The 22,056-nt window shown below is 38.3% G+C and carries 21 protein-coding genes, 1 tRNA gene and 1 pseudogene; 16 read left to right on the top strand and 7 right to left on the bottom strand.

Features of this window, described 5'->3' with window-relative positions; all coding sequences use genetic code 11:
- Positions 1–15 precede the first annotated feature (15 nt).
- Entirely contained in the window at positions 16–1,482 is a 1,467-nt protein-coding gene (locus ND811_RS06930; RefSeq protein ID WP_265351356.1) for an OmpP1/FadL family transporter, read from the bottom strand.
- A gap of 19 nt (positions 1,483–1,501) precedes the next feature.
- The gene (locus ND811_RS06925; protein ID WP_265351355.1) at positions 1,502–3,043 is read right to left on the bottom strand and encodes a hypothetical protein; all 1,542 of its coding nucleotides are present in this window, start codon (positions 3,041–3,043) and stop codon (positions 1,502–1,504) included.
- Positions 3,044–3,142: 99 nt separating this feature from the next.
- Here ND811_RS06925 and ND811_RS06920 point away from each other — a divergent pair, with 99 nt between their 5' ends.
- From ND811_RS06920 to ND811_RS06910, 3 genes are all read left to right on the top strand, one after another.
- Positions 3,143–4,369: a M48 family metalloprotease gene (locus ND811_RS06920; protein ID WP_265351354.1), complete on the top strand. Its 1,227-nt coding sequence runs from the start codon at positions 3,143–3,145 to the stop codon at positions 4,367–4,369.
- Positions 4,366–6,534 (top strand): adenylate/guanylate cyclase domain-containing protein, encoded by a 2,169-nt coding sequence (locus tag ND811_RS06915; protein WP_265351353.1) that lies wholly within the window; start codon positions 4,366–4,368, stop codon positions 6,532–6,534. The genes ND811_RS06920 and ND811_RS06915 overlap by 4 nt, the downstream gene beginning before the upstream one ends.
- A 62-nt stretch (positions 6,535–6,596) precedes the next feature.
- Entirely contained in the window at positions 6,597–8,402 is a 1,806-nt protein-coding gene (locus tag ND811_RS06910; RefSeq protein ID WP_265351352.1) for a methyl-accepting chemotaxis protein, read from the top strand.
- A 47-nt stretch (positions 8,403–8,449) separates the two neighbouring features.
- Here the strand turns inward: ND811_RS06910 and ND811_RS06905 are convergent, their stop codons facing one another.
- Complete coding sequence (locus ND811_RS06905; protein WP_265351351.1) at positions 8,450–9,454, bottom strand: PAS domain S-box protein; 1,005 nt, start codon at positions 9,452–9,454, stop codon at positions 8,450–8,452.
- 505 nt (positions 9,455–9,959) lie between these two features.
- Here ND811_RS06905 and ND811_RS06900 point away from each other — a divergent pair.
- The 8 genes and pseudogenes from ND811_RS06900 to ND811_RS19575 all read left to right on the top strand — a co-directional run bounded on the left by ND811_RS06900 (position 9,960) and on the right by ND811_RS19575 (position 14,396).
- Positions 9,960–10,400, top strand: a complete 441-nt coding sequence (locus ND811_RS06900) for a hypothetical protein (RefSeq protein ID WP_265351350.1) — start codon at positions 9,960–9,962, stop codon at positions 10,398–10,400.
- 99 nt (positions 10,401–10,499) lie between these two features.
- Positions 10,500–10,709 (top strand): hypothetical protein, encoded by a 210-nt coding sequence (locus tag ND811_RS06895; protein ID WP_265361136.1) that lies wholly within the window; start codon positions 10,500–10,502, stop codon positions 10,707–10,709.
- 218 nt (positions 10,710–10,927) lie between these two features.
- Positions 10,928–11,263, top strand: a complete 336-nt coding sequence (locus ND811_RS06890) for a hypothetical protein (RefSeq protein ID WP_265351348.1) — start codon at positions 10,928–10,930, stop codon at positions 11,261–11,263.
- A gap of 74 nt (positions 11,264–11,337) precedes the next feature.
- The gene (locus ND811_RS06885; RefSeq protein ID WP_265351347.1) at positions 11,338–11,502 is read left to right on the top strand and encodes a hypothetical protein; all 165 of its coding nucleotides are present in this window, start codon (positions 11,338–11,340) and stop codon (positions 11,500–11,502) included.
- A gap of 395 nt (positions 11,503–11,897) precedes the next feature.
- Positions 11,898–12,257 (top strand): annotated as a pseudogene (locus ND811_RS06880) (RHS repeat-associated core domain-containing protein); the annotation flags it as partial.
- Between the two features lie 496 nt (positions 12,258–12,753).
- Positions 12,754–13,194 (top strand): hypothetical protein, encoded by a 441-nt coding sequence (locus ND811_RS06875; protein ID WP_265365520.1) that lies wholly within the window; start codon positions 12,754–12,756, stop codon positions 13,192–13,194.
- Positions 13,195–13,436: 242 nt separating this feature from the next.
- Complete coding sequence (locus ND811_RS19580; protein ID WP_322113444.1) at positions 13,437–13,580, top strand: hypothetical protein; 144 nt, start codon at positions 13,437–13,439, stop codon at positions 13,578–13,580.
- Positions 13,581–13,637: 57 nt separating this feature from the next.
- Entirely contained in the window at positions 13,638–14,396 is a 759-nt protein-coding gene (locus tag ND811_RS19575; RefSeq protein WP_407658875.1) for an RHS repeat-associated core domain-containing protein, read from the top strand.
- A gap of 278 nt (positions 14,397–14,674) precedes the next feature.
- Here ND811_RS19575 and ND811_RS06865 read toward each other — a convergent pair whose 3' ends face one another.
- Positions 14,675–15,280 carry a hypothetical protein gene (locus ND811_RS06865; RefSeq protein ID WP_265351346.1) on the bottom strand — a complete coding sequence of 202 codons (606 nt, stop codon included), beginning with the start codon at positions 15,278–15,280 and terminating at the stop codon, positions 14,675–14,677.
- A gap of 424 nt (positions 15,281–15,704) precedes the next feature.
- On the opposite strand from ND811_RS06865, the gene ND811_RS06860 reads away from it, so the two are divergent.
- Together ND811_RS06860 and ND811_RS06855 are read left to right on the top strand one after the other, a co-directional pair.
- Positions 15,705–17,249, top strand: a complete 1,545-nt coding sequence (locus ND811_RS06860; protein ID WP_265351345.1) for an RHS repeat domain-containing protein — start codon at positions 15,705–15,707, stop codon at positions 17,247–17,249.
- On the top strand, positions 17,246–17,662 hold the full coding sequence (locus ND811_RS06855; RefSeq protein ID WP_265351344.1) for a hypothetical protein: 417 nt from the start codon (positions 17,246–17,248) through the stop codon (positions 17,660–17,662). The genes ND811_RS06860 and ND811_RS06855 overlap by 4 nt, the downstream gene beginning before the upstream one ends.
- A gap of 575 nt (positions 17,663–18,237) precedes the next feature.
- On the opposite strand, the gene ND811_RS06850 is transcribed toward ND811_RS06855, so the two are convergent.
- The 3 genes from ND811_RS06850 to ND811_RS06840 are packed head-to-tail and all read right to left on the bottom strand — an operon-like array spanning position 18,238 to position 20,145.
- Entirely contained in the window at positions 18,238–18,978 is a 741-nt protein-coding gene (locus tag ND811_RS06850) for a UDP-galactose-lipid carrier transferase (RefSeq protein ID WP_265351343.1), read from the bottom strand.
- A complete protein-coding gene (locus ND811_RS06845; protein WP_265351342.1) occupies positions 18,975–19,730 on the bottom strand; it encodes a polyphosphate kinase 2 family protein in 756 nt (251 codons plus the stop codon). Before ND811_RS06845 ends, ND811_RS06850 begins: the two co-directional genes overlap by 4 nt.
- Positions 19,731–19,788: 58 nt before the next feature.
- The gene (locus ND811_RS06840; RefSeq protein WP_322113452.1) at positions 19,789–20,145 is read right to left on the bottom strand and encodes an HIT family protein; all 357 of its coding nucleotides are present in this window, start codon (positions 20,143–20,145) and stop codon (positions 19,789–19,791) included.
- A gap of 32 nt (positions 20,146–20,177) precedes the next feature.
- Between ND811_RS06840 and ND811_RS06835 the strand changes: the two genes are divergently transcribed.
- From ND811_RS06835 to ND811_RS06825, 3 genes are all read left to right on the top strand, one after another.
- Positions 20,178–21,020: a hypothetical protein gene (locus ND811_RS06835; RefSeq protein ID WP_265351340.1), complete on the top strand. Its 843-nt coding sequence runs from the start codon at positions 20,178–20,180 to the stop codon at positions 21,018–21,020.
- 18 nt (positions 21,021–21,038) lie between these two features.
- A tRNA-Arg gene (locus ND811_RS06830) sits at positions 21,039–21,113 on the top strand.
- Positions 21,114–21,585: 472 nt separating this feature from the next.
- Positions 21,586–22,056, top strand: a complete 471-nt coding sequence (locus ND811_RS06825; protein ID WP_265351339.1) for a MarR family winged helix-turn-helix transcriptional regulator — start codon at positions 21,586–21,588, stop codon at positions 22,054–22,056.

The following is a 22,056-nucleotide window of genomic DNA, read 5'->3' as shown; positions in this document are numbered from 1 at the left end:
GACAAGTAAAATATATTAATTCCTAGAACTTACCATAAGGTAAATGGAATGAGCGCTGTATTCAAATGATTGTGCAAGTGAGTTAGGATCAATACGAGAATTTCCATATCCTACTTCTCTGATATAAGTTACAGAGATGGATGACTTGGATGTGACCCAAGAAAAACCTAAACTTAGCCCTTTGTTTCGGGAATATTCATTTCTTGGATTGGTTCCTGACCTGGCTACTTTGTAAATCACACTCGAGTCGCCGGAATTTGCCTGCACTTGGTTTCCGTAAGTGTTTTGTAAATACAAATCGACTGCCGACTCTGTCCAAGATATTGGTTTTGTATTGGGTTCGTTCGTGTATATGCCACTTAACACTGAAAATGTGTCAGTAAGGTAGTATTCCATACCTGCAGCAAAATTGGTGGTAGATACTCTTGTCAATTCCCTGACTTCGGTATCATTTATGGTGTAAGTAACTCTTCTTCCAAATGAACTGATTTCATCTTGGTTCCTTCGCGATTTGTATCCAGTGGTATGAATCATATCAAAGGATGCTAAAAACCGGGAAGTTGGAAAGAAGGCAACTCCAAACCGTAACTCAGAAGTTTGCGGAATGGATGTGGTAAGTTTCGGTCGTTGGTTTAAAACTCCGGCCTCTATAGCGGAGGCACCATCTCCTGTACCCTCAATAAAATCGATGGCGGAGGTTCCGGGTCTTCTTGTTGAGTCAGCATATACTTCGTTGTAGAGACGGTTACCTCCCGTCACAAAGGTTCTGCGGTAACTCATTCCGAGAGAGAGTTTTTGGATTGGTTGGTATTGGATGCCAAGCACTGGCATAATGGCAGATGTTCTTCGATTGTCCACATAAGAACGCATTACATAACTTAGGTCGGAGAATTGTTGGAATTGTGTTCTCGAAACTTCCTTGGTATCATTCACGTAATAAAGTGTGGCACCAAGCGATAGTTTGTCGGAAAGTAAATAGGCAGCACTTGGTCCAACAAGCAGTTGGTTGTATCTTTCTTTGGTATAGTTTCTTGTTGAATTGATTGTGGGAGATATTAGTGGGTAGTTGACTTGGTCCACACGGTTATAAGAGTAATTGTATGTGTTTACGATGGAGAAGGCAAACTTCCAACGATCAAAGTTTTTTAGTAAACCAATAAAGTTTGGATCAAAACCTTGGTGTGTTTGGTTATAAATTTGTCCTGGAGTATCTATGTTGATATAACTGCGTTTTACGTCTTTGAAGTTGCTTGCGGAAATAGAAATTCTATCGTTGTAAGTAAATCCAAGTCCAGCCGGGTTATAATAGGCACCAGAAGGGTCATCGGCAATAGCTGTAAAGGCACCACCAAGTCCAGCTGCTCTTTCTCCGTAGAATCCTTGGATATTATGAAAAGGTTCCGAAGAAAATAAAACACTAGGACTAAACAAGGATATGGATATAAGAAGGCTATAAATTTTAATTTGTTTTTTTTCTAACATATTGGGTTTCAATTCTATTTTAAATTTGTACTACTGTATTACTTGCTGCGACTGAAACATATTGTTCGTTTCCACTGGAATCGATATAATACCGCCAAACTTCTGCAGTTGGAATTTGATCAGCGGTTCCGTAGAAATCTATGTAATAGACGGGACCTCCACTATTCACATTGTTAAAAAACTCCCCCCAACCAATGTATTCGTCAGGATAAATATTGGGATCTACGCCAGCTGGCATCAAAACGTAAGCGTCGTATTCATTGAAACCCGCATCAATGCCAATTCCTGTAGCTCCAGGAATAGCACTTGAAAAATCAACAAAGGCATCCCATTCAAATTGGTAAGCATTGGTTCCACTTTCATAAAACTGACCATAAAGATCAGAATCATAATATCCTAATTCTTCATAATCATTTGTTGAGTTTCCAACATCATAATAATCTACAGCAAAATAACCAGTGTCACCATTTTCATCATAGGTTTCTTCTAGGTAGTATTCTTCTTCATTATAATTATCGATGTATTCTGTAGTTACATACCCCCCGAAATCATTGGTTTTTCCTTTGACTGTCGTTGTAATTTTATCTCCTGAACTTGTATCATACACGTTACTATAACTAAGTGTTACGCATTTATTAGTATTAGCATTGGTATCATTTTCGCACTCTTCAAAGGTAAACCTAGTTGTAGATTTATCAACATTCCCCGAACCTGAAGTGACTTGTTTGATATTTAAAATGGCTTTGTCTTTTTTTCCTTCTTGGGTAATGTAGGTAATGGATGCATCCACACTGAGAGAAATTCCAAAAACTTTTAAAGAGCGGGTAATGGAGCTAAAAATTTTTGATTTATCCGATTTGAATTTGATACTCTTTTGAAATTTATTATTAGCCGGACAAGGCTGAGGTGTTCCAATGGAATCAGCAAAAGAATAGTCTACTTGCACATCATACTCATTGGAAAGTTGGCGATATACCATTGCTGGGGTTGGTACCGCTTGGCCAATAAGAGGTAGAATGCCTTCATTTTGAAGGCTTATCAGTTCGCCTCTTGCTTCGTCAGCACTTAGACCCAACCTTTCCATTCCCTCTAAGAATTCGTCTTCCATTGATTGTGTGATTCGTACAGTAGAAGTTCCACCGGGAATACAAACACCTGGTTTAGATTTTGCAGTTTTGTAAGCACCACTGATGAGAACTAAGTCTCGTTTGGAATCTCGTAAGATTTCTGATACGATGGATGTACCTTCTGTAAGAAAGGCTTGGCCTGTAAATCCTGCGTCAAAAGTATCTTGAGCCACTCCTTTTGTTTGTGAGAGTGATTTTACAGATTTGGGTGTTTTACCAAGGGAAGCTCCAAGCCCAGAAGAAGGTTTTCGAATAGAACGAGGAACAGCTACACTCAAATTGGAAGGAAGTTCTGAGTCGATATTGGAGTTTAATAAACTTCGGATTAGAAAGCGAGTGATTAAAGCTTCTAAGGAATTACTTTTATCTTTCTCTTTTTTACAGCCAACAAAAGCAAAGGAAATGAAAAAGAGAATTAGAAATAGACGATTCATCTCGCGATCATTTCATGTATTCGAAAGGAAATGTCAATTCTAAAGTCTTTCTATAAAAAAAGAGTTTCCAAACTGCTAGGAAAAAACATAATTTCTTGAATGAGAGCGCTATCTCACTTCTTTTTGATTCTTATTTTTGCACATTCTGTTCTGTCCAAGGGCAATGTATACGTACAAAGCACAAAGGCAAAACTTCTTTCTCAGCCAAAACTGAATGCAGATGGTTCCCCTTTGCAAATGGGGGAGAGTCTATCACCGGTCAGCGAACAAGGGCTTTTTGTTCAGGTACGAGCGGAAGGGAAGATGGGTTGGGTATCAAAATTATTTGTTTCTCCACTTCCTCCAGGAAACCAAATCAAATTGGGAGTTACATCCAATTCTTCTGAAGCAGTCGTTGCAAGACAAAGAGCCTCTGATTTTACAAAAACTGCTGCAGCAAGAGGGCTTTCGGAAACCCAAAAAATGCGTGTTCGTGGGGAAGGAGATCTGTATGATTTCGAATCCTTACGTTGGTTAGAGTCCGTACCTTTTGACACAGAAAATACAAACACAAATGGGGGATTTACTAAGTTTGAAAATTCGAATATCCGAAATTTCTTTTTTAGTAATTCTGAGCCAGAGGTCCTAAAAGAAACAAAAGCGGAAGTTAAACTAGGCCGATCTCTTGCTGCTAGACTTTTAAAAAAATACACTCTAGTGAAAGATGAGGAGTTAACCGGCTATTTGAATGGTATCACCTCCCAATTAGCGGCCGTTTCTTCTAGAAGGGATTTGAACTTCCGGGTGGGAGTGATTGAGTCCTCAGAAATCAATGCTTTTGCTTGTCCTGGAGGGTATATTTTTTTAACCACCGGAAGTCTTAAAAAAATCCATTCAGAAGCTGAACTTGCCGGAATCATAGGGCATGAAATGGGACACATTGTACTCTTTCATAATGGAGAATTTCAAGGATCCAATGAATTGATCGATGTCATTTCAAGCCTTCTTGCTCCACCAGGGACAGAAGTCATCAATGCGGCAACTTCTTCGCTTTTGGACGAAATGGAAAAACAACTGTTTGAGACAGGACGAGATATGAAATTGGAATTGGAAGCCGATGAAGCAGCGGTGGGTCTAACAAGCCAAGCTGGATTTTCTCCAGTAGGGTTATCGAGTTATCTTAACACTTTGTCCAAATCAGAAGGCACAGATTCTTTTAAAAAGACCCATCCTGATACTACAGTTCGCATCGCCAAATTAGTGTTTTTCGAATCTTCGACTTCTGCAGAGAGTCGCGTTAATGTAAAAGATCGTTGGCAAGAATTCAAATCTAAATTAAAACCATGAAACATAAAAAATTTCTTTTTCCATTTTTCTTAATGGTGATTGTACCTGGAATCATTTTAGGTATCATATCTTTACTCGGTTTTTCCCAAACATTAAATCGAAAAATATCCGACTCTTTTTTTCATTTACTTCCCTCTCATCATAATCTTTCTAAAGACGTTGTCATAATTGATATTGATGAACAAAGTATTGCCAAATACGCAGACCATCCTGAGCTTGGGCAGTGGCCTTGGAAAAGAACGATTTATCCCACACTTATCGGTTATACCAAACTCATCACCCATCCCAAAATTACAATTATTGATATTATGTTTACGGAAAGGTCAGACTACGATGATGCATTAGTTGCAGCAAACATCAATTTGGGTGAAATCTCCCATGCGGCAAATTTTAGAGATGGTGGAATCGTTATCCCAAGAAAAAATGAAGAAGATTTAAGTGAAAGGTTTAATGTTCCTATGCCTTTGGATATCCCTTTTCCAAGGTATGAAAATGTTTCCTTTCCGATTGGAGAAATTGGGGAATCGTCTCCAATGATTCATGTTGTGAATGTCATTCCTGATGGAGACGGAATCCTTCGAAGGTTTACTCCATTTATCCGTTGGAAAAATAAACATTTCCCGACGGTTGCCGTGCAGGCGTTTGTTGCTGGTGAACCATACAAAACGGAATGGAAAGACGGTCGTTTTTTTCTCGAAAAAGGAGATATAAAGAGGGAAATCCCACTCGGAAAAGATGGGCTCGTTCGAGCGTATTTTTATACAGAACAAGAACTTCGAAACATTCCACGTTTTTCCGCTGCAGGTATCATTGAATCATTAAACCAGTTGAACGCAAGTGAGGTGGAGGACCCAGAAAAACTCCTTGTACCACCTTCTGTTTTTGATAATAAAATTGTTTTAATTGGAACCTCTGCTGCTTCCACTCATGACGATGTGGTGACACCCCACGGACTTTTTCCAGGTGTGATAGGACAGGCTGTCTTTGCTTCCAATATGATTGAAGGGCATATGTTACGGGAGTTACCGGAACTATATGGAATCGCATTTACTTTGTTGGTTCTTTTTATCGGAGTTCTTGTTTTATTTATCAATCAATGGCATCTATTAAAGAATTTATATCCCATTTTTGCTGTATCGGTGTTTGTGGGTGTATTCTATTTTTTATATCGTATGGATCTGGTTCTTGCTAGTTCTTCGTTTGTGATAGCTTTTCCTATTTCTTACTTACTCGGATTTGCATATCTCACGTATACAGAAGGAAAAGAAAAAAGAAAATACAACAGTATCTTAAGAAACCTAGTTGATCCAGGTGTTGTGAGTGAAGCCTTAGAAGATATGGATTCCTTAAAAAAAGGAGGAGAGTGGGAGATTACTGCTTTTTTCTCCGATGTGGCTGGGTTTTCATCCATCAGCGAAGAATTAAGTGCAAGTGACCTTGCTCGTTTGTTAAATGAATACCTTTCTGCCATGACAAAAATTCTAAAATCCAATTCTGGAACTTTGGACAAATACATCGGAGATGCTATTGTTGGGATCTTTGGTGCTCCCATCCAAAACGAGGACCATCCTAGGCTTGCATGTAAAACCGCATTAGAAATGTTAGCTGAATTAGAAAACCTCCGATTTAGTTGGCAGGAAAAAAAGGATTATACGGAGCAAGCAAGAAACATGGCTTTCCGTATTGGTCTCAATTGTGGACCAGCTAAGGTTGGTTTTATGGGAACCGATAGTTTAGCATCCTATACTATGATGGGTGATACGGTAAATTTAGCCGCAAGGTTAGAAGCAGCTGCGAAAGATTATGGTGCTTCTATCTTGGTCTCCGAAAGCATTGAATCAGTTTGTAAGGGTGAGTTTCATTTCAGGTTTTTAGATTGGATTCGGGTGAAAGGAAAGGAAGCACCTGTAAAAATCTATAGTTTGGTTTGTTTTTTATCGGATATGAGTCCAACCATGTTCGAGGCAGAAAAAATCTATGAAGAGGGATTTCAATATTATTTGAACCGAAATTGGGAAAAAGCCATTCATTCTTTTGAAAAAGTGTCAGAAATTTATGGACAAAGAGATGAGGCAAGTAAACTCCTCATCGAACGATGTAAGTCTTTATTTAAAAATCCGCCTGCAGTGGATTGGGACGGTGTTTTTACCAGAACCTCAAAATAAATAGAATCGTTCTAAAAAAAATAAATAGAAAAGAACTAAGATTTGAAAAGGAAATTAGCACAATGGATGAAAAGGAAACAAACTCGATTTGTTGGCGATTAACATTAGGTTTAGAGCTACTCACTTCTATACTTGCAGTGCCGATTGCTGTTTTGTTTATCGTTTCTGGAGGAGAGTATAACTTTGAAAAGGCGATCTATGTAGTCATTGGTGCCACTATCGCCCTCACTGTATCCTATATCATTCCAACCATTCGATTTTTTCGTTTGCGTAGGTTAATTCTAGAAACAAAACCAATGTATTTTTCGAAAAAAACATTGGAAGAGAAAAAGGAAATTAAAACGAGACTTCTTAAGTTTCCAAGGAACAATCTTGGATATTTTTTGGTACAATGGTCGCTCGGTATTCCATCCGCAGCATTGGTTACTTTTTTATTTTTCACACCTACACTTATCGAACTCATTCCCTATATGATCTTACCTGTGATTATTTATCCGGTATTAGGTGTTTCTCATTTTTTTCTTACAGAGTTACGATTAGCACCTGTTTTATCTTTACCTGATATAAAAAGACTTCCTTTGGATATTGAAAACATTCCCAAAATTGGCATTTTCCCTCGAGTTTTTTTTACAATGCTTGCCGTATTTAGTATGAGTATGACTACCCTTGGGTATTTGCTCGGGGCACAAGTCACTGGTATCATTCAATTAAAAAATGCGGAGTTAACGATCGGTCTTCTTGCTTTATTTATTTGTATTGCGATTTATATTTTGACCTCACTATTTGTTCGTGCATTGAAAATGAATACTGTGGAAATGGTAAACCGCTATAAAGCTTTAGCAACGGGAGATCTACGTGATCATGTTCCTATGATATCCACAGATGAGTTGGGTCTTGGGACAATTTCTCTCAATTCCTTCATTGATAGTATTCGAAAAATTACCGCAGGGGTGATTAAAGAATCGGAACGAGTGAGTAATGATTCGAAAGTCATTTCGACACAAACACAAGGTTTGTCTCAATCTATGATGGAACAAGCCTCTTCAACAGAACAAATGTCTGCTGGTATTGAGGAGATGTCGGCAAGCATACGTTCAACGGCGGTAGGGGCAAAAACACAAAATAAAATTACAGGAGAAGCGCTCCAATCTCTTGTGGAAATGGAATCTGTGTTAGTGGAAGTGCATTCTTCTATGGAGAGGACCGAATCCGAAACCAAAAAAATGGAAGAAGAAATAGTTTCTGGTCAAAACACATTAAAGTCAACACTTCTGGCTATGGAGGAAATCGAAACTAGTGTAGAACATACTGCAGATGTTATACAGGTGATTAGTGATATTTCCGATAAAATAGGACTTTTGTCTTTGAATGCATCTATTGAAGCGGCTAGGGCGGGAGAGGCAGGTAGAGGTTTTGCTGTCGTTGCCAGTGAAATTTCTAAACTGGGCGAACAAACACTGCAAAATACAAAACGAATTTTAGAGGCAGTTGATAAAGCATACGAGGCTTCCAAACTCGGAAGAGCTGCTGTTTCCAATACCGAAAAAACATTTTCACAAATTGGTAGTGCAGTAGAGATAGCGGTTCATTTGATCCAAACTTCCTCTGAAATGACAAGAAAACAGATGTTAATCGCTAAAGATGTAAAAGACGGATTTTCAAACTTAACACGTTCCGCTTTAGAGATTGAACAAAATACGGAGGAACAAGCACGCACTTCTTTTGAGTTGTCAAAAAGTATTTCTACCATTTCAGAGGGAACAGAATATCTAAATCAATTTGTCGGCGAAATCGATAAACTCTGTTTAACACTCGCAGAACAAGCGGATAATCTCAAAAAAGGGATTGGTTTTTTTCAAATCGTATGATTTTTTGGGCGCCTCGCCTTGAGGCGACCGCGCTATCTGCTATTCGATTAAAGTTTTTCTTTTTCCTCTTGTAAACTAACGGCAGTTCTATTTACAATTTCGCAAACTAGATTGTCTAATTCCTTTGCCGATTGTTTTAAATAGGTATATATTTCGTTAGTGGTATCAGTAGCCAATCCAGATTCCAAGAGATTGATAAGGCCTAAGATATTGGCAAGTGGACTACGTATTTCATGTGATTGGATTCTTGCTATTTCTTTTAATTCGAAAATTTGTTTTTGAATTTTATTATCAGCTAAAACCTTTTCTGTAATGTCCACGATGATGGCTGAAACATAATTGGTTTGGTTGACAACAAAACTATTTAGGCTGACTTCTACTTGGATTTCCGTTCCATCCTTTTTGACTGCTGAGGTTACTTGGTTTTTTCCTATTCGCATCGGTTTTGGAGCTTGGAAGTAACCTTCAAGTAATCTATCATGTCCTTTTCTGTGGTGCATGGGAACAAGAAGTTCTACTGGTTGGTTTGTGAGCTCTTCTCTTGAAAATCCAAAGGTATTTTCTGTTTCTAAATTACAATGGATGATTTTTCCTTCGCGGTCGACAATGAGGATCGCATTCGGTGCCGATTCAATTAAGTTTCGAAATTTTTGTTCGCTTTCGGAAAGGGCAATTTCCATTTTTTTTCTAACATCAATATTTTTTCCCCTAAGACAAACGCCCATTAGTTTCTTATCTTTATCATAGGTGGGATTCATTTTGTATTCGAACCAAATGGATATAGCATTGATACTTGCGATTCTTTCTATGGTTACACTTTGTCCTAAAAGAGACTTTTGAAATAGTTCGAAAAATACCTCTTTGTCACCTGCTGTAACAAATTCTCGATAATCATCTCCAATTTTAATCGTTTTTCCAGAATAGGCAAGGATGGTTTCTTTCAAATTCTGGTTAAAGGCAAGAACCGAATAATCAAGTCCCATAAGCACAATGGCATCGGTAGAATTATCTAAGATCATTTGTGCGTAATTAGAGGAATCTTCGGGAAACATTGGCTATCTAGGGCATTTTCCCCTTTTTGCTAAATCAGGAAAGAAAATTTAAGCGGTTGGCAATCGCAAGTTTTGATCAATACAAGAATCTCCTAAGTTTTTTTTAGATACATTCTAAGAATGGAAAAGCTAAGTATTTTACACTCGTTAGCTTGGTTCTTTTGGATTTGGTCTTTTTTAGAATCCTTCTGATCATTGATTTAGTTTTATTTGCTTTGAAAAAGTGTAAAATTCGAAAAAATGAAAGATATTAATAGAATTTTGCATTAAGTATACGGAATTTTTTGCACATTCAAGATGAACTGAAGAAATCCGATTTAATTTTGGGGCTTTGACGAAACAATATTAGGGATTCTAAATATGCCCTTTTGAAAGGAAATTTATGAAAAACAGAATACTTGTATATTATGGTTAACGCTTTATAACCAGTGCAAAAATTGATAAAAAATAATCGCCAAACCGCAGTCATATTGTTAAGTTTGTTTCCTATAGGAACTTTTATTTTTTGAAAAAGTTTATATTTAGTTTGGTTTTCGTATTTGGTTGTAATGGAATCGGTGGCCCCTCTGTCCTACCTTACGAAAATTTTAAAAGCCAGGCAGAATCTTATTTTTACTTAAAAGCCATCGAATGTGGAAGGATTTATGCTACCAACTCAGCCAACACGCTAGAAACAGAAAAATCGGCAAATGATCAAGGTTTGTTGGGTATTTTGGTATCAGGAGCTGCCAAGTCTTCTGAGATTTTATCCTTTTCTGGACCAAGCTTTGTAAGAAAGGATGATGCTGGTTTTTGTTTTAGATCTATATTGGCAGTTCCATGTGGGAATCAATATTCGGATTTTTTAGTTTCACATAGCGTAGCCTATGCGATGCATTGTTCCCCCAAGAAAGCATGTATGACCAGCCATCAAAATTTCCTGCAAGGAGATTTTTGCAATCGTTAACTTCTGATAAATCGGGAGTGATTTGCTATGGAACTTATGAAAAAAACTGGTATATCGGCTTGTATAGTTGGAATTAAGAAATTTTGTAGGTTGATAATCTTGATCTCTAATTTGCATTGTTTTTCTCCTAGCATTTCTGGTATGCGTGCGTCCTGTAAAGAGTTTTACACAAAAGAAGCTCCGTTGTTAGTGGGAGCAGCGGGTCTTACAAATGAAGAACTGAACCGGATGGTAACAGGGTATTTGACCGGTTATTTAATGTGTCTTGATAATGCAGAAAGAAAGGGTGATCCAGGACCAAGGTTATAAATTTGGTAGATTTTGCGCGAGACTATTCCTTTTTAAAATAACAATAGATGGCCTGATGAGTTATGTCTAAAATCATTAGAATTCCTTTAGAAATGGTAAGGCAGAAATTACGTAGGAGCCACATGGGCGTTGTTAAATTATGGAGCTGGAAAACTGATGCAACGTGATACAAAGTTAAGAAAGTAAATGGGGGATATGTAGTCCAAGGTGGTCCGCTGATGCCAAACTCTGAGGGTCCAGGGGTTACCATAGGTCAATTTGCCGTTACCAGAGGAACTGATGAATCTACATTAAGACATGAAACAGCGCACTTGCAACAATATAAGGAATGGGGGCCTTATCGGTATTTATCTGTATTAGGATCATCACCGGCTGGAGGTGGTGGCGTCGGAGAAAATGATGCTGACCTTCGTGGTGGTACATTTGCATACAATGCAACTTATACAAACAGGATGCTTTCGGGTTTCGCTTTAGCATTTAGGCCAGGTGCATCTTATGATTACAATAGTCGACAAGCCATGACACTTTTCATTTATCTGGGTTATATGCCGTGAATTTCATTATTAAGGAAATAACTATATTCGCACTGATTATGACTGTAATTTCTTGTGGACGTCCGAAGGATGTCATGGAAAAAGAATGTGCATACTTATTATTGGCACCCCTTCTATTGGAACAGAGAGAGGGTGAAAGCATACAAGCATTTAATGAAGAAAGATTTTATTATGTGGGAATCTACGGCGGATGTATGATTAATGCAAAAAGGTTTGGAACTAAAAATCGAAGTTTATAGATCTATTGTATATATACAGTAATTCACTTTGTGAAATTATCTAGCTAGTGTTAGGTTATCGATTTTCTTCCTTTTCTAATTCTAGGAATCCATCGAGGAAAAATTGATAAGGAGTTCTGCCATTCCTGTACTTTCCTGGTGAGATTTCTTTGTTGAAATAGGACTTTTGATAACCTGAAAATATTTTTCCATCTCATCAACCATTTATAAAAAATCGTTTTTCCCACGAGAAGGATACGTCGGGCTTGGTCCGCAGGACGGGAGCGAACTCAGGACCCCAAAGTAGCCTGATCCCGACGAACACGGGAAAAGTGATCGCCAAACGTTAGATATGTTGTAGACTTGGTTCCATGTTCGGGACTCGCCCAAAAAAGACTACGACCCACAACGCCAGAGTGGAAGGGATGTATTTTTACCATCCGGACCATTTGGGTAGTATTACCATGATTACCGATGGTCATGGGAATGTGCTTGCCGGTGGGGAAAGAGGCGGTAAAAGTCATATCACGTATAAACCGTATGGGGAGATATTCCGAACGGACTCGTATGGACCAGACATTACTAAATTCAAATATACGGGACAAGAGGAAGACCAGGAAAGTGGGTTGTATTATTACAAGGCCAGGTATTACGATGCGGCTCTAGGCAGGTTTGTGAGTAACGATGGTATGGTATTTCCTGATAAAGCACAAGGGATGAACCGAATGATGTATGTGGAAGGGAATCCGGTAGCCTTTGTCGATATTACCGGGCATAATCCAAAGATGCATATGATTAATCAAATGATAAGACATACAGTTGCGGCTGCTAGAGTGATAGGGCGAAATATTGATGGTGGTGCTAGATGGCTTGCCAGTGGTGGTAACTTCTCAAGAAATAAGGGAAATGATTTAGACAAATTTTTTGGCTTGTCAAATATGCATTCACAAATTGAAAAAGGAGATATAGGAAGATTGACAACAAAAGTATGGCAGGATTCAATAAAAAGAATGCAACACCCAAGTACACGAACTGGACGTGCAAAAAACAGAAGTAAAGAGTCAAACGAATATAAAAGAACAGAACGACATATTGGTATGGCAGTCATTGCTTTTAGTCTTTGTAAGGGAATTGTTATAAGTTCATCGAATATACCTAGTTTTCCCACTTTGCCTGCTTTGCCAGAGGATGGTAATTGCAATGATCTTGGAATTTGCACAGATTCAATTGGAAATAATTGTACAGAAGATTTATTGGGTGCGGATGGTTTATGTGAAACTCCTTAGTATTGTAAATTCATTATTTTTTATTATTTTTCTATCATGCGATACAAATTCTAATTATAAAGATGGATATAAAAATTCGATTTTGTATAATCTTGTTTTAATAGATGCACTCGCGAATCAAAATGATAAATTTACATTTCAGAATTACCGCTTTAGTTATTCTTCAATGATTTCACGTAATATCAATAGTTCGAACTATTCTATTTGCGTAGATATTTTTAAAAATGTGACATTGGATGGAAATAAAATAATTACAGGCTATGAAGGTAGCGAGATGCCAAATAGATGTCATACATATATTCCAATTCAATTTCGTTGTATTAAAGATGTATTGCTTGTAATAGAAGTTCAGAATTTTCCTAATGAAGTAAATACAAGTCTTAGAGATTATTGCAAAGATACTTTGAATGGCGTTATTGCGTATTAGCAAATTTTCCTAAGTTGTAAAGATACAGTAATTACTTTACGCAAGCATTTAACTTGGTTTAGATTGTTGATTTTCGTCCTTTTCTAATTCTCGGATACTATCGAGGAAAACCTGATGGGGAGTTCTTTCATTCAAATTTCTACCTTAGTGTGATCTTTCGTCGTTATAGAATTTGAGATGAACCAGGGCAAGGTGGTAGTGGAGGCGGGGGAACTTCTACAGGCAATGCCAGAGTGGAAGGGATGTATTTTTTCCACCCAGACCATTTGGGTAGCATTACTATGATCACTGATGGTCATGGGAATGTGCTTGCCGGTGGGGAAAGAGGTGGTAAAAGTCATATCACGTATAAACCGTATGGGGAGATATTTAGAACGGACTCGTAGGGACCAGACATTACTAAATTCAAATATACGGGACAAGAAGAAGACCAGGAAAGCGGGTTGTATTATTACAAGGCCAGGTATTACGATGCGGCTCTAGGCAGGTTTGTGAGTAACGATGGTATGGTGTTTCCAGATAAAGCGCAAGGGATGAATCGGATGATGTATGTGGAAGGGAATCCGTTGAAATGGGCAGATAGGAGTGGGAATAAGATATCTACGCCACTGGCATGGGGTTTAGTGGGGGCTGTCGCTGCCCAAAATTTAGGACTATCTATGCAGCAGGGTTTCGCACTGGGATATGGGTTCGGCAAGAATCAACAACAAAAGAGTAATAACTCTAAGCTAAGAAATACAATGGATAATACTATCGGAAAAAATGGTTTATTGGGTTGGACGGCTAATAATGCATTAAGTATAAGGAAAATTAATCACTATTTATTTAAGTTTAAACATACATATGCTCAATCGCGTATGGGAGAACGAAGGAAAAGTTTGTCACAATTTCTTCAGGTTGCTTGTAGCTCAAAATCTGCAGATAAAGCTACTTGCGAGAATTTAATACTTTGGAATGGTATAATGGCTGAAAGGGAGACTGCGAAATTTAGCACAAATACAAATGAACCATTTTTAGGTATGTGGGATTTTAATATTAGGCCAATTAATGAAAGTCGAGTTACAGAGGAAGATGTAGGCTATAAAAAAACTGCTTTAATTTGGAATTTTTATGAAGCAGCTGTTTCTTGTTATAACAAAGAGCCTGATTGTTATGGAAATGGTATGATTAGAGGTTGGTATATTGCTAGTATGAAATGGTAAGGGGTTTTTTTAATTACGCTAATTATTTTCCATAGCATGTTGAGTGGTTGTGCTAAAGGTGATGAAGGATGTTTTGATTTTTTTGGAATGCCAGCGCTAACAGATTGTGACAAAGCAATAAACGATCCGGCAAAACAAGATTTGTGTTTGTTATGGTTAACTTTATATCAAAGATGTAGAAAGCGATGATGGCATTGTTTTCGTAGTATTTTTTTCCGTAAAGTATCTGACAGCTGCTTTAGTTTGTATTTTAAAATACCGTAAATTTTAAACTTTATTTAGTTTTGGTCTGTCTCGTCGTCATTAAGTATATCTAGAGTTGAATATCCGACGATTAGGTCTAGCAATTCACCAAGATTAAATCCAAACCTTACTCCGAAATATAATCCGAGAGACCCCTCAATTTTTACAGGAGAGTTGCAGTACGCTACTTTTCTCTTTGATTCGGGTATTGGTGGTATTGGAAAAATGGTTAAAAAATTTACAATTTGGTAATCTTTTTCTTTTGTTCTCTCTTGTGGGTGTAATTGTTTATGACCACTGGAATTGATTAATATATTTGAAATCCCAATTTTGTTAGCGGGCGAATCTTTTCTGACTAAGGGGAATATATCCAGGGTTGAATTGTCATTTATTTCATAGATGCCAAAATGTCCATCCCTCATACCGATCCCGCTTGTCCTACTGCTAATGGTTAAACCTCCCCCTAGGCACCAGAAAAAAAAATTTGCTCCGATATTCCCCCTTTCGATACCAATGGTAAAAAGGTCTGCTGTGTCGTGAATTCGATTACGTGAGTATCTTTTGACACTTTCACATTGAATGAGAAAAAGGATTAAAAATAATTTAAAAATTAAAAATGATTTTATCTTAACTATTTTCATAGATATACTTAATTGATTGAAATGACGACATTAATTATGTTTACGTTGTATGAACAGTTAATTGCTTATATACAAAAAAAATGTACAGATACAGTATTCATCTTACAAAATCCTCTAACTTAATTTAGATTATTGAGTTTCTTCCTTTTCTAATTCTAGGAACCCATCGCGGAAAACTTGATAGGGAGTTCTGCCATTCATATTCCTTCCTGGTGAGATTTCTTTGTTGAAATAGGACTTTTGATAACCTGAAAATCTTTTTTCATCTCATCAACCATTTCGTAGCAATTCGTCCTTCCCGCGAGAAGGATACGACGGGCTTGGTCCGCAGGACGGGAGTGAATGCGGACCCCAAAGTAGCCTGATCCCGACGAACACGGGAAAAGTGATCGCCAAACGTTAGATATGTTGTAGACTTGGTTCCATGTTCGGGACTCGCCCAACTCTTTATGTGATCGGAGCCGAAGGGGATATGGTGGCTCAGTATAGCCGAGGGGATGCAATTCTTTTGAACCAGATGGCATCGAACGATTGGCTCGTGAATCCATTTTGCAAAGATGTAAACATTGATTGTGATACCTACTGGAAAAACAGGGTGGGATTTCTCTTCATAAAAACATTGGAAGATACCAATATCTATATGGATGGAAAGTTAAGAGAAGGTCATAGAGGTCTTCCTTGGGTGGTCCTGCTTGGATTTTTATTCTGGGTGGTGTATAAGACAAAGGATCAAGCAGAGGAAGTTAATGTAGAGATGACAACCTTCGACTTGTTTGGAATCTCCCTTCTACCAAGTCTTACCAACAAAATCCAAAAGCAGGTCCCTAGATATGGAACGGCACTTCTTGTTGTTGTGTTTTCTTTTACTACGACCTCAGGATGTTTTCCTTTGTTACTAGGTGGTGGGGAAGCAGAGTCGGGAACACCGATTTGGTTACTGGGACTTGGGAATGGAATTCCTGCAGACACACAGTCTGTTGCCGATGAACCAGGGCAAGGTGGCAGTGGAGGCGGGGGAACTTCTACAGGCAATGCCAGAGTGGAAGGAATGTATTTTTTCCACCCAGACCATTTGGGTAGCATTACTATGATCACTGATGGTCATGGGAATGTGCTTGCCGGTGGGGAAAGAGGTGGTAAAAGTCATATCACGTATAAACCGTATGGGGAGATATTCCGAACGGACTCGTATGGACCAGACATTACTAAATTCAAATATACGGGACAAGAGGAAGACCAGGAAAGTGGGTTGTATTATTACAAGGCCAGGTATTACGATGCGGCTCTAGGCAGATTTGTGAGTAACGATGGGATGGTATTTCCTGATAAAGAGCAAGGAATGAACCGGATGATGTATGTGGAGGGGAATCCGGTAGCCTTTGTAGATCCAAGTGGAAATAATAAGCACATACATATGTTGAATAGAATTATTGGACATGCAATGGGTAAGGATTTTGGAGGGCAAGGAATAAATAAAATAGGTAAGAATATCTCCACAGGTATCAATAAAGCTGCAGTTAGAAATACTATGTGGGTTTCCGATCGACTCTCAATCAGAAGGCATGTAAAATACATTGCCCGCGAGGGAGCTGAGAAAGGAATTGGTCATAGAGAGGAACGATTTAAGGATTATGCAAAGGAATATATAAAGGATAGGTGGAAAAGCCTCGAAGCTAAAGTTTTTTCTGCCTGGTTTTCCAAACAGGATGTTAAATTTGAACAAAATGACTTTGAAATTGATGCTGAAGATTTTTTGAGTGGATTTGTTCAGTCTGAAATTCGTTATTATGCAGGGCTAACTATTGGTTCACGTCTCGGAGGAGACATTTTAACTAATATAAAAGATAATCCTTGGGATATTTTTAAATACTACCAAAGATATCGAAAATTCAGAGAAACAGAGAAAACCATAGAGAATGTCGGACTAATGAATTCGATATATGAAATTGGAAGAAGGAATCATCGATGAATCTAAGATTTTTCTTTCTTATACTAATGTTTTTCTCCTGCTCATTCGATGGTGGAAAAGTTAAAAATTTAAATGATTTTTTAAAAGAAAAAAGAGAAATTATCAATTTGAAATTAATTCAATGTGGAATGGGTGAAAGAGAAAATAAAGAAAACTCAGATAATAATCTTCTCCTTCTTCTTCTTTTCCCAGAATCGTCGTTCTATGAACTTGGTCTTTTTAAAAGTCATGTAACCAATAAAGATGCCCATTTTTGTTATGATGCATTATACAGTGTCCAGTGCGGAAGAACTGCCGAAGAATCTGCTCAAAATATAATAACGACAAATTTGCTTTATTGTAATCCAAAAAGTGCATGCATGGGTGATAAACAAAACCTAGGCCAAGGAGAACTTTGCATTTCGGGTGAGTGAAGCGGACCTGCGAGCAGGAACATTTGCCTATAGCGCAAATACTAATATGCTAGACTCTTCAATTTTCTCTAGTTTTTCTTCGAACGATTACAATCCACAGCTAATGGCTCTTTATTTACTTAGGCTACTTACCGTGAACATAATAAATAAAATAGTAATTCTAAGTATTGTATTCTTTGGGATTTACTGCGGCCGGTCTAGGGATGTTATGGAAAACGAATGTAAATCCCTGTTGGCACCACTCTTTGTCGACACAAAAGGTGAGCAAAGCTCGCAAGTATATGATGATAAAAAATTTAGCCTAATTGTATTTTATTACGGATGTATGGCAAATGCAAAGAGGTTTGGAGGAGAAGGTCCTTTCTGAAAATTTGGAGCAATTTGTTATCAAGTATAGTTTAAGTTTCTAAATCAAATAAGTCTTCTTCGATATCTCTTTCAGAACAAAAAGCCTTCTCTAGAGATCAGTTGTTGATAAAACAATCCATCCCCCCAAGAGAGAAGGATACGACGGGCCTAGTCCAAAGGACGGGAGCGAATGCGGACCCCAAAAAGAAAGACCCTAAAGCTGCAATTTAGCTGAGTTCCTCTTGTAATTTGGCTACGACCGTTTCTAAGACTTTGGTTCTTGCAAAATATTTATCATTGGCTGGAATTAAAAACCAAGGAGCTTTCGGGGAGTCGGTTTTTTGGAACATTTGGTTTGCTGCTTCTTCGTAAAGAGGCCATTTTTCCCGATTACGCCAATCTTCCTCGGTCAGTTTCCATCGTTTGAGAGGATCGTTTTTTCTGGATTCAAACCGTAACAGTTGTTCGTTGGAATCAATATGGAGCCAAAACTTAATGACAATAGTACCAAAACTTATCAATTGTTCTTCAAATAATGCGATTTCCTCATAGGCCCGTGACCATTCTGTTTCGGTAGCAAATCCCTCCACTCGTTCGACAAGTACACGACCGTAATAGGAACGATCAAATATGCCTATATGCCCTTTTTTAGGAATTCGATTCCAAAACCTCCAAAGGTAATGGTGTTGGATTTCTTCTGCGTTGGGTGCGGAAATATTATGAACTTCGAATAATCTTGGATCGATTTCTTGTGTGAGTCTGCGAATGGCCCCACCTTTACCTGCTGCGTCCCATCCTTCGAACACAAATAAAATAGGCCTTTCTTTTTCTTTGGAAAGAAAGGTTAGGTCTCTAATTCGATTTTTTAAGATTTTCATCTTCATTTGATATTCGTCAGGTGGAAGTTTCTTTTCCTGATTCAATTGGTCTAAATGTAAGATGCGGCTAACGGAAGAACTTGATTTCATGGGATAAGCTCCATACCATGATTGATCGATTGTAAGGCGGTTCGGGAATCATATTGCAAAACTCTCTCTAATCTTTCCAAAATGGATTCGAATACCAGAAGCTTTGTATCTTCTTTTTTATCACTGGTGATGATTTGCCAAGGTGAATCAATGGTTCGGGAAGAACTCAAAATAGAATCAAAAATCTCAAAGTAACGATTGTAATGTTTTCCTTGGTCTTTGTCAAAAGCAGAGAGTTCCCATCCCTTTTTCTTTTTTTTAGAATCTTCCAAACGTTTTTTCTGGTCTTTTTTCGAAATGTGTAAAAAGAACTTATGAACGATGATTTTGTCTTTCGATAAGATTCTTTCTGTATTTAAAATGGAGAGAAGCCTGTGGTCATATTCTGATTGGCTGATTTTTTTCTCGGACCGAAGAAAGGCTAGGCGACTATAGTAAGTATTTAGATAAAACAAAAACTCTCCGTAACGAGGAACCACACGCCAGAAATTCCAAAGAAAAGGATAACCTCTGTCTTCGGATAAATGAACATACGGTGAATAAACTTTAAATTTCCGTGGATCTAAACGAATCGTTAATGACTGTAAGATGGAGCCTTTTCCGGTAGAGGAAAATCCCTCTAACAAAAATATATGAGCTATTTTTTGTTTGAAACTTTCGCGTTGTAATAAAAAGAACCTTTCTTGTAGATCCGTCAGGTCACTTGCCGAATATTTGGGAATTTGGTTGGAAGGATGTCTATCTAAAACCACAGAGAAAAGTTATAGGTAAGTTTTTTAAAAAACCTACCATTTTTTTATTTTATTTTGACTACATGGGTTTTGGAAATCCAGGTCCCGTAGCTTTTGCGATATGTTCCAAACCTTTGTCTTGGTTTTCATACCGAGGAATTAGATGCACGTGCAAATGAGGAACTCTTTCGGCAATGGCAACAATGTACATTTTTTCTGGATTCAATTCTTTTATCATTTCTGTAGCTTTGTGTAGGGCACGACCGTAATTTTCAAACTCTGAAAGAGACAATCCAAACCAGGAATCCACGTGGTTGCGGTGTTCCATATATAAATACCCTTCTAAGTTTTGTTCTGCTTTTCTGAGTATCCAATTTTGGTTTTGGTAGACTATTTGAGATTCATTTTTATGCGCATCGCAGATGGGACAGTTTATCATTCTACCCAATTTGGCCGATAGGTAAAGAGATGAGAATCTATTTTTCTGTCGTTTTATTTCTAATTCTTTTTGGTGCAGAAACTACCTATGCGCAACCAAAGTTAGATTCTTCTTTGCCCATTACCGAATTCATTTATTCTTTATCAGAAACTGTTTTTGCAAATCCCTTTCGGAAAGAAGAAACCGAGATCCAAAAGCGCATCCATGAAGCAAATACCGCAGAAATTCGAAAGTTAAGAATCCGTCTAAAAAACAACTTACGCACCCTTAGTCTTACAAAAACCGATCTGCAATGGAAAAACAAAAATCGAGAGGCTCTAGAGGAATCTTTGGAATCTTTCCCGAGTCTCGGAGGATTTCTTTGGAAAGAAGAGGAGAAAACAATTTACCAGTGGGGAGACTGGTCCGATTTTTATGAAGATGGGTTTAGCCGGGATAAACTAAGGCTTGAAGGCCAAATACCTTCTTTTCCTTTTGATGGCGGCACTATTTATTTTTTTGTGAAAAATCCTCCCGGTTCTCTTCCCGCAGAATTTGGATTTTTAGGTTGGGAATCTCATTTTTATGCCTTTGGGGATGAAGGTTCTTTGCGTTATACCAATGACTTCCATTTAGATCCTTCCGAAAGATTGGGTGATTTTCGTAAGGCATTCGACTCGATTCGAAAAAAAATCCCCGGCTCGCAGATTGTCACTGCCAATGATTTAACTATTTTTATTGTTCCAGGGGAATCCAAACCCATTTACTATATCTTTCTTTTCCTTCGGTTTTTTCTCATTGGATGGACCATCCTCCTTTCCGTATACATCATCCGCACAAGTCTCTCTCCTCCAAAAAATCATTTGCCCGAAGACAGCCCCCGCCTATCCTGACAATACATCCATCACCATGCCCTGGTAGTTCAACGGATAGAACATCGGTCTTCGGAACCGACAGTGGGGGTTCGATTCCCTCCTGGGGCACCAGGTCAATTTTCTAAAACTAAATACAACTAACAAAAGAAAGTCGGGGATCGAACAGTTTTGTGAGCCAAAGTGTTGCGACCCATAGGGAGCAATGGTTTGGGCAAGCCGACCCGGATGGGAGGCGACGAACAAAGCCGTGCCTCAAAGCGTAGCCACCACAGGAAGTGTTGGCAGCGGCGAGGTCGATTCCCTCCTGGGGAACCAAAATTTTCTAATCAAAAAAATCAAATCCAACTAACAAACCAAATCCGTAATTAAACACCCTGGCAAGTCCCAAATATAAAACGAATCTTTAGAACCTGACACATGCTTTGCGTTCTTTTCTTAATGCGGGACCGGGTTACTTTGGGGTGCGCATTCGCTCCCGCCTGCCTTTTGCAGACGGGACCGCCGTATCCCTCTTGCGGGTATAAATCGTTTTTCCGTATTTAATTTCCTTGACAATAGTTTACTAGGAAACTATTGTCATTCTATGCCCAAAAAGTTAGATGTAGAGCCAAGCCACTTAAAATCTCACCTGGGATACCATTTAAGAGTAGTTTCCAATGCTGTTTCCCATTCTTTTTCCGGGAAACTTGCTTCCTTGGATGTAACAGTTGCCGAATGGGTGATCCTTAGGGAAATGTATTCTTACAAATCAAATACCGCTCCGAGTGTCATTGCAGAGACGACTGGACTCAGTCGAGGAGCCGTTTCCAAACTCATTGATAGACTTTTACATAAGGGACTTGTGAGTCGCGAAGAAATGAACAAAGACCGTCGTTACCAAGAAATCAAACTTACCAAAGAAGGAGTGAGGCTTGTTCCTAAACTTGCTGAGATTGCCGATGAAAACGATTCCCATTTTTTTTCTTTTCTCTCGGAAAAAGAGAAAAACCAACTCAGAAAGACTCTTATCAAACTAACAACATTAAACAAACTAAACTTAAACCCCATTGAATGA

The sequence above is a fragment of the Leptospira soteropolitanensis genome (assembly GCF_026151655.1).
GTDB classification, from domain to species: domain Bacteria; phylum Spirochaetota; class Leptospiria; order Leptospirales; family Leptospiraceae; genus Leptospira_A; species Leptospira_A soteropolitanensis.
Note: the sequence above shows the minus strand (reverse complement) of the source record. Positions and strands in the feature narration are given on the sequence as shown.

Coding starts and splice junctions, on each gene's coding strand:
- ND811_RS06930 (WP_265351356.1), bottom strand. CDS start 1,482: ATGTTAGAAAAAAAACAAATTAAAATTTATAGCCTTCTTATATCCATA.
- ND811_RS06925 (WP_265351355.1), bottom strand. CDS start 3,043: ATGAATCGTCTATTTCTAATTCTCTTTTTCATTTCCTTTGCTTTTGTT.
- ND811_RS06920 (WP_265351354.1), top strand. CDS start 3,143: ATGAGAGCGCTATCTCACTTCTTTTTGATTCTTATTTTTGCACATTCT.
- ND811_RS06915 (WP_265351353.1), top strand. CDS start 4,366: ATGAAACATAAAAAATTTCTTTTTCCATTTTTCTTAATGGTGATTGTA.
- ND811_RS06910 (WP_265351352.1), top strand. CDS start 6,597: ATGGATGAAAAGGAAACAAACTCGATTTGTTGGCGATTAACATTAGGT.
- ND811_RS06905 (WP_265351351.1), bottom strand. CDS start 9,454: ATGTTTCCCGAAGATTCCTCTAATTACGCACAAATGATCTTAGATAAT.
- ND811_RS06890 (WP_265351348.1), top strand. CDS start 10,928: ATGCCAAACTCTGAGGGTCCAGGGGTTACCATAGGTCAATTTGCCGTT.
- ND811_RS06885 (WP_265351347.1), top strand. CDS start 11,338: ATGGAAAAAGAATGTGCATACTTATTATTGGCACCCCTTCTATTGGAA.
- ND811_RS19580 (WP_322113444.1), top strand. CDS start 13,437: ATGTATTTTTTCCACCCAGACCATTTGGGTAGCATTACTATGATCACT.
- ND811_RS06865 (WP_265351346.1), bottom strand. CDS start 15,280: ATGAAAATAGTTAAGATAAAATCATTTTTAATTTTTAAATTATTTTTA.
- ND811_RS06860 (WP_265351345.1), top strand. CDS start 15,705: ATGTTCGGGACTCGCCCAACTCTTTATGTGATCGGAGCCGAAGGGGAT.
- ND811_RS06855 (WP_265351344.1), top strand. CDS start 17,246: ATGAATCTAAGATTTTTCTTTCTTATACTAATGTTTTTCTCCTGCTCA.
- ND811_RS06850 (WP_265351343.1), bottom strand. CDS start 18,978: ATGAAATCAAGTTCTTCCGTTAGCCGCATCTTACATTTAGACCAATTG.
- ND811_RS06835 (WP_265351340.1), top strand. CDS start 20,178: ATGAGAATCTATTTTTCTGTCGTTTTATTTCTAATTCTTTTTGGTGCA.
- ND811_RS06825 (WP_265351339.1), top strand. CDS start 21,586: ATGCCCAAAAAGTTAGATGTAGAGCCAAGCCACTTAAAATCTCACCTG.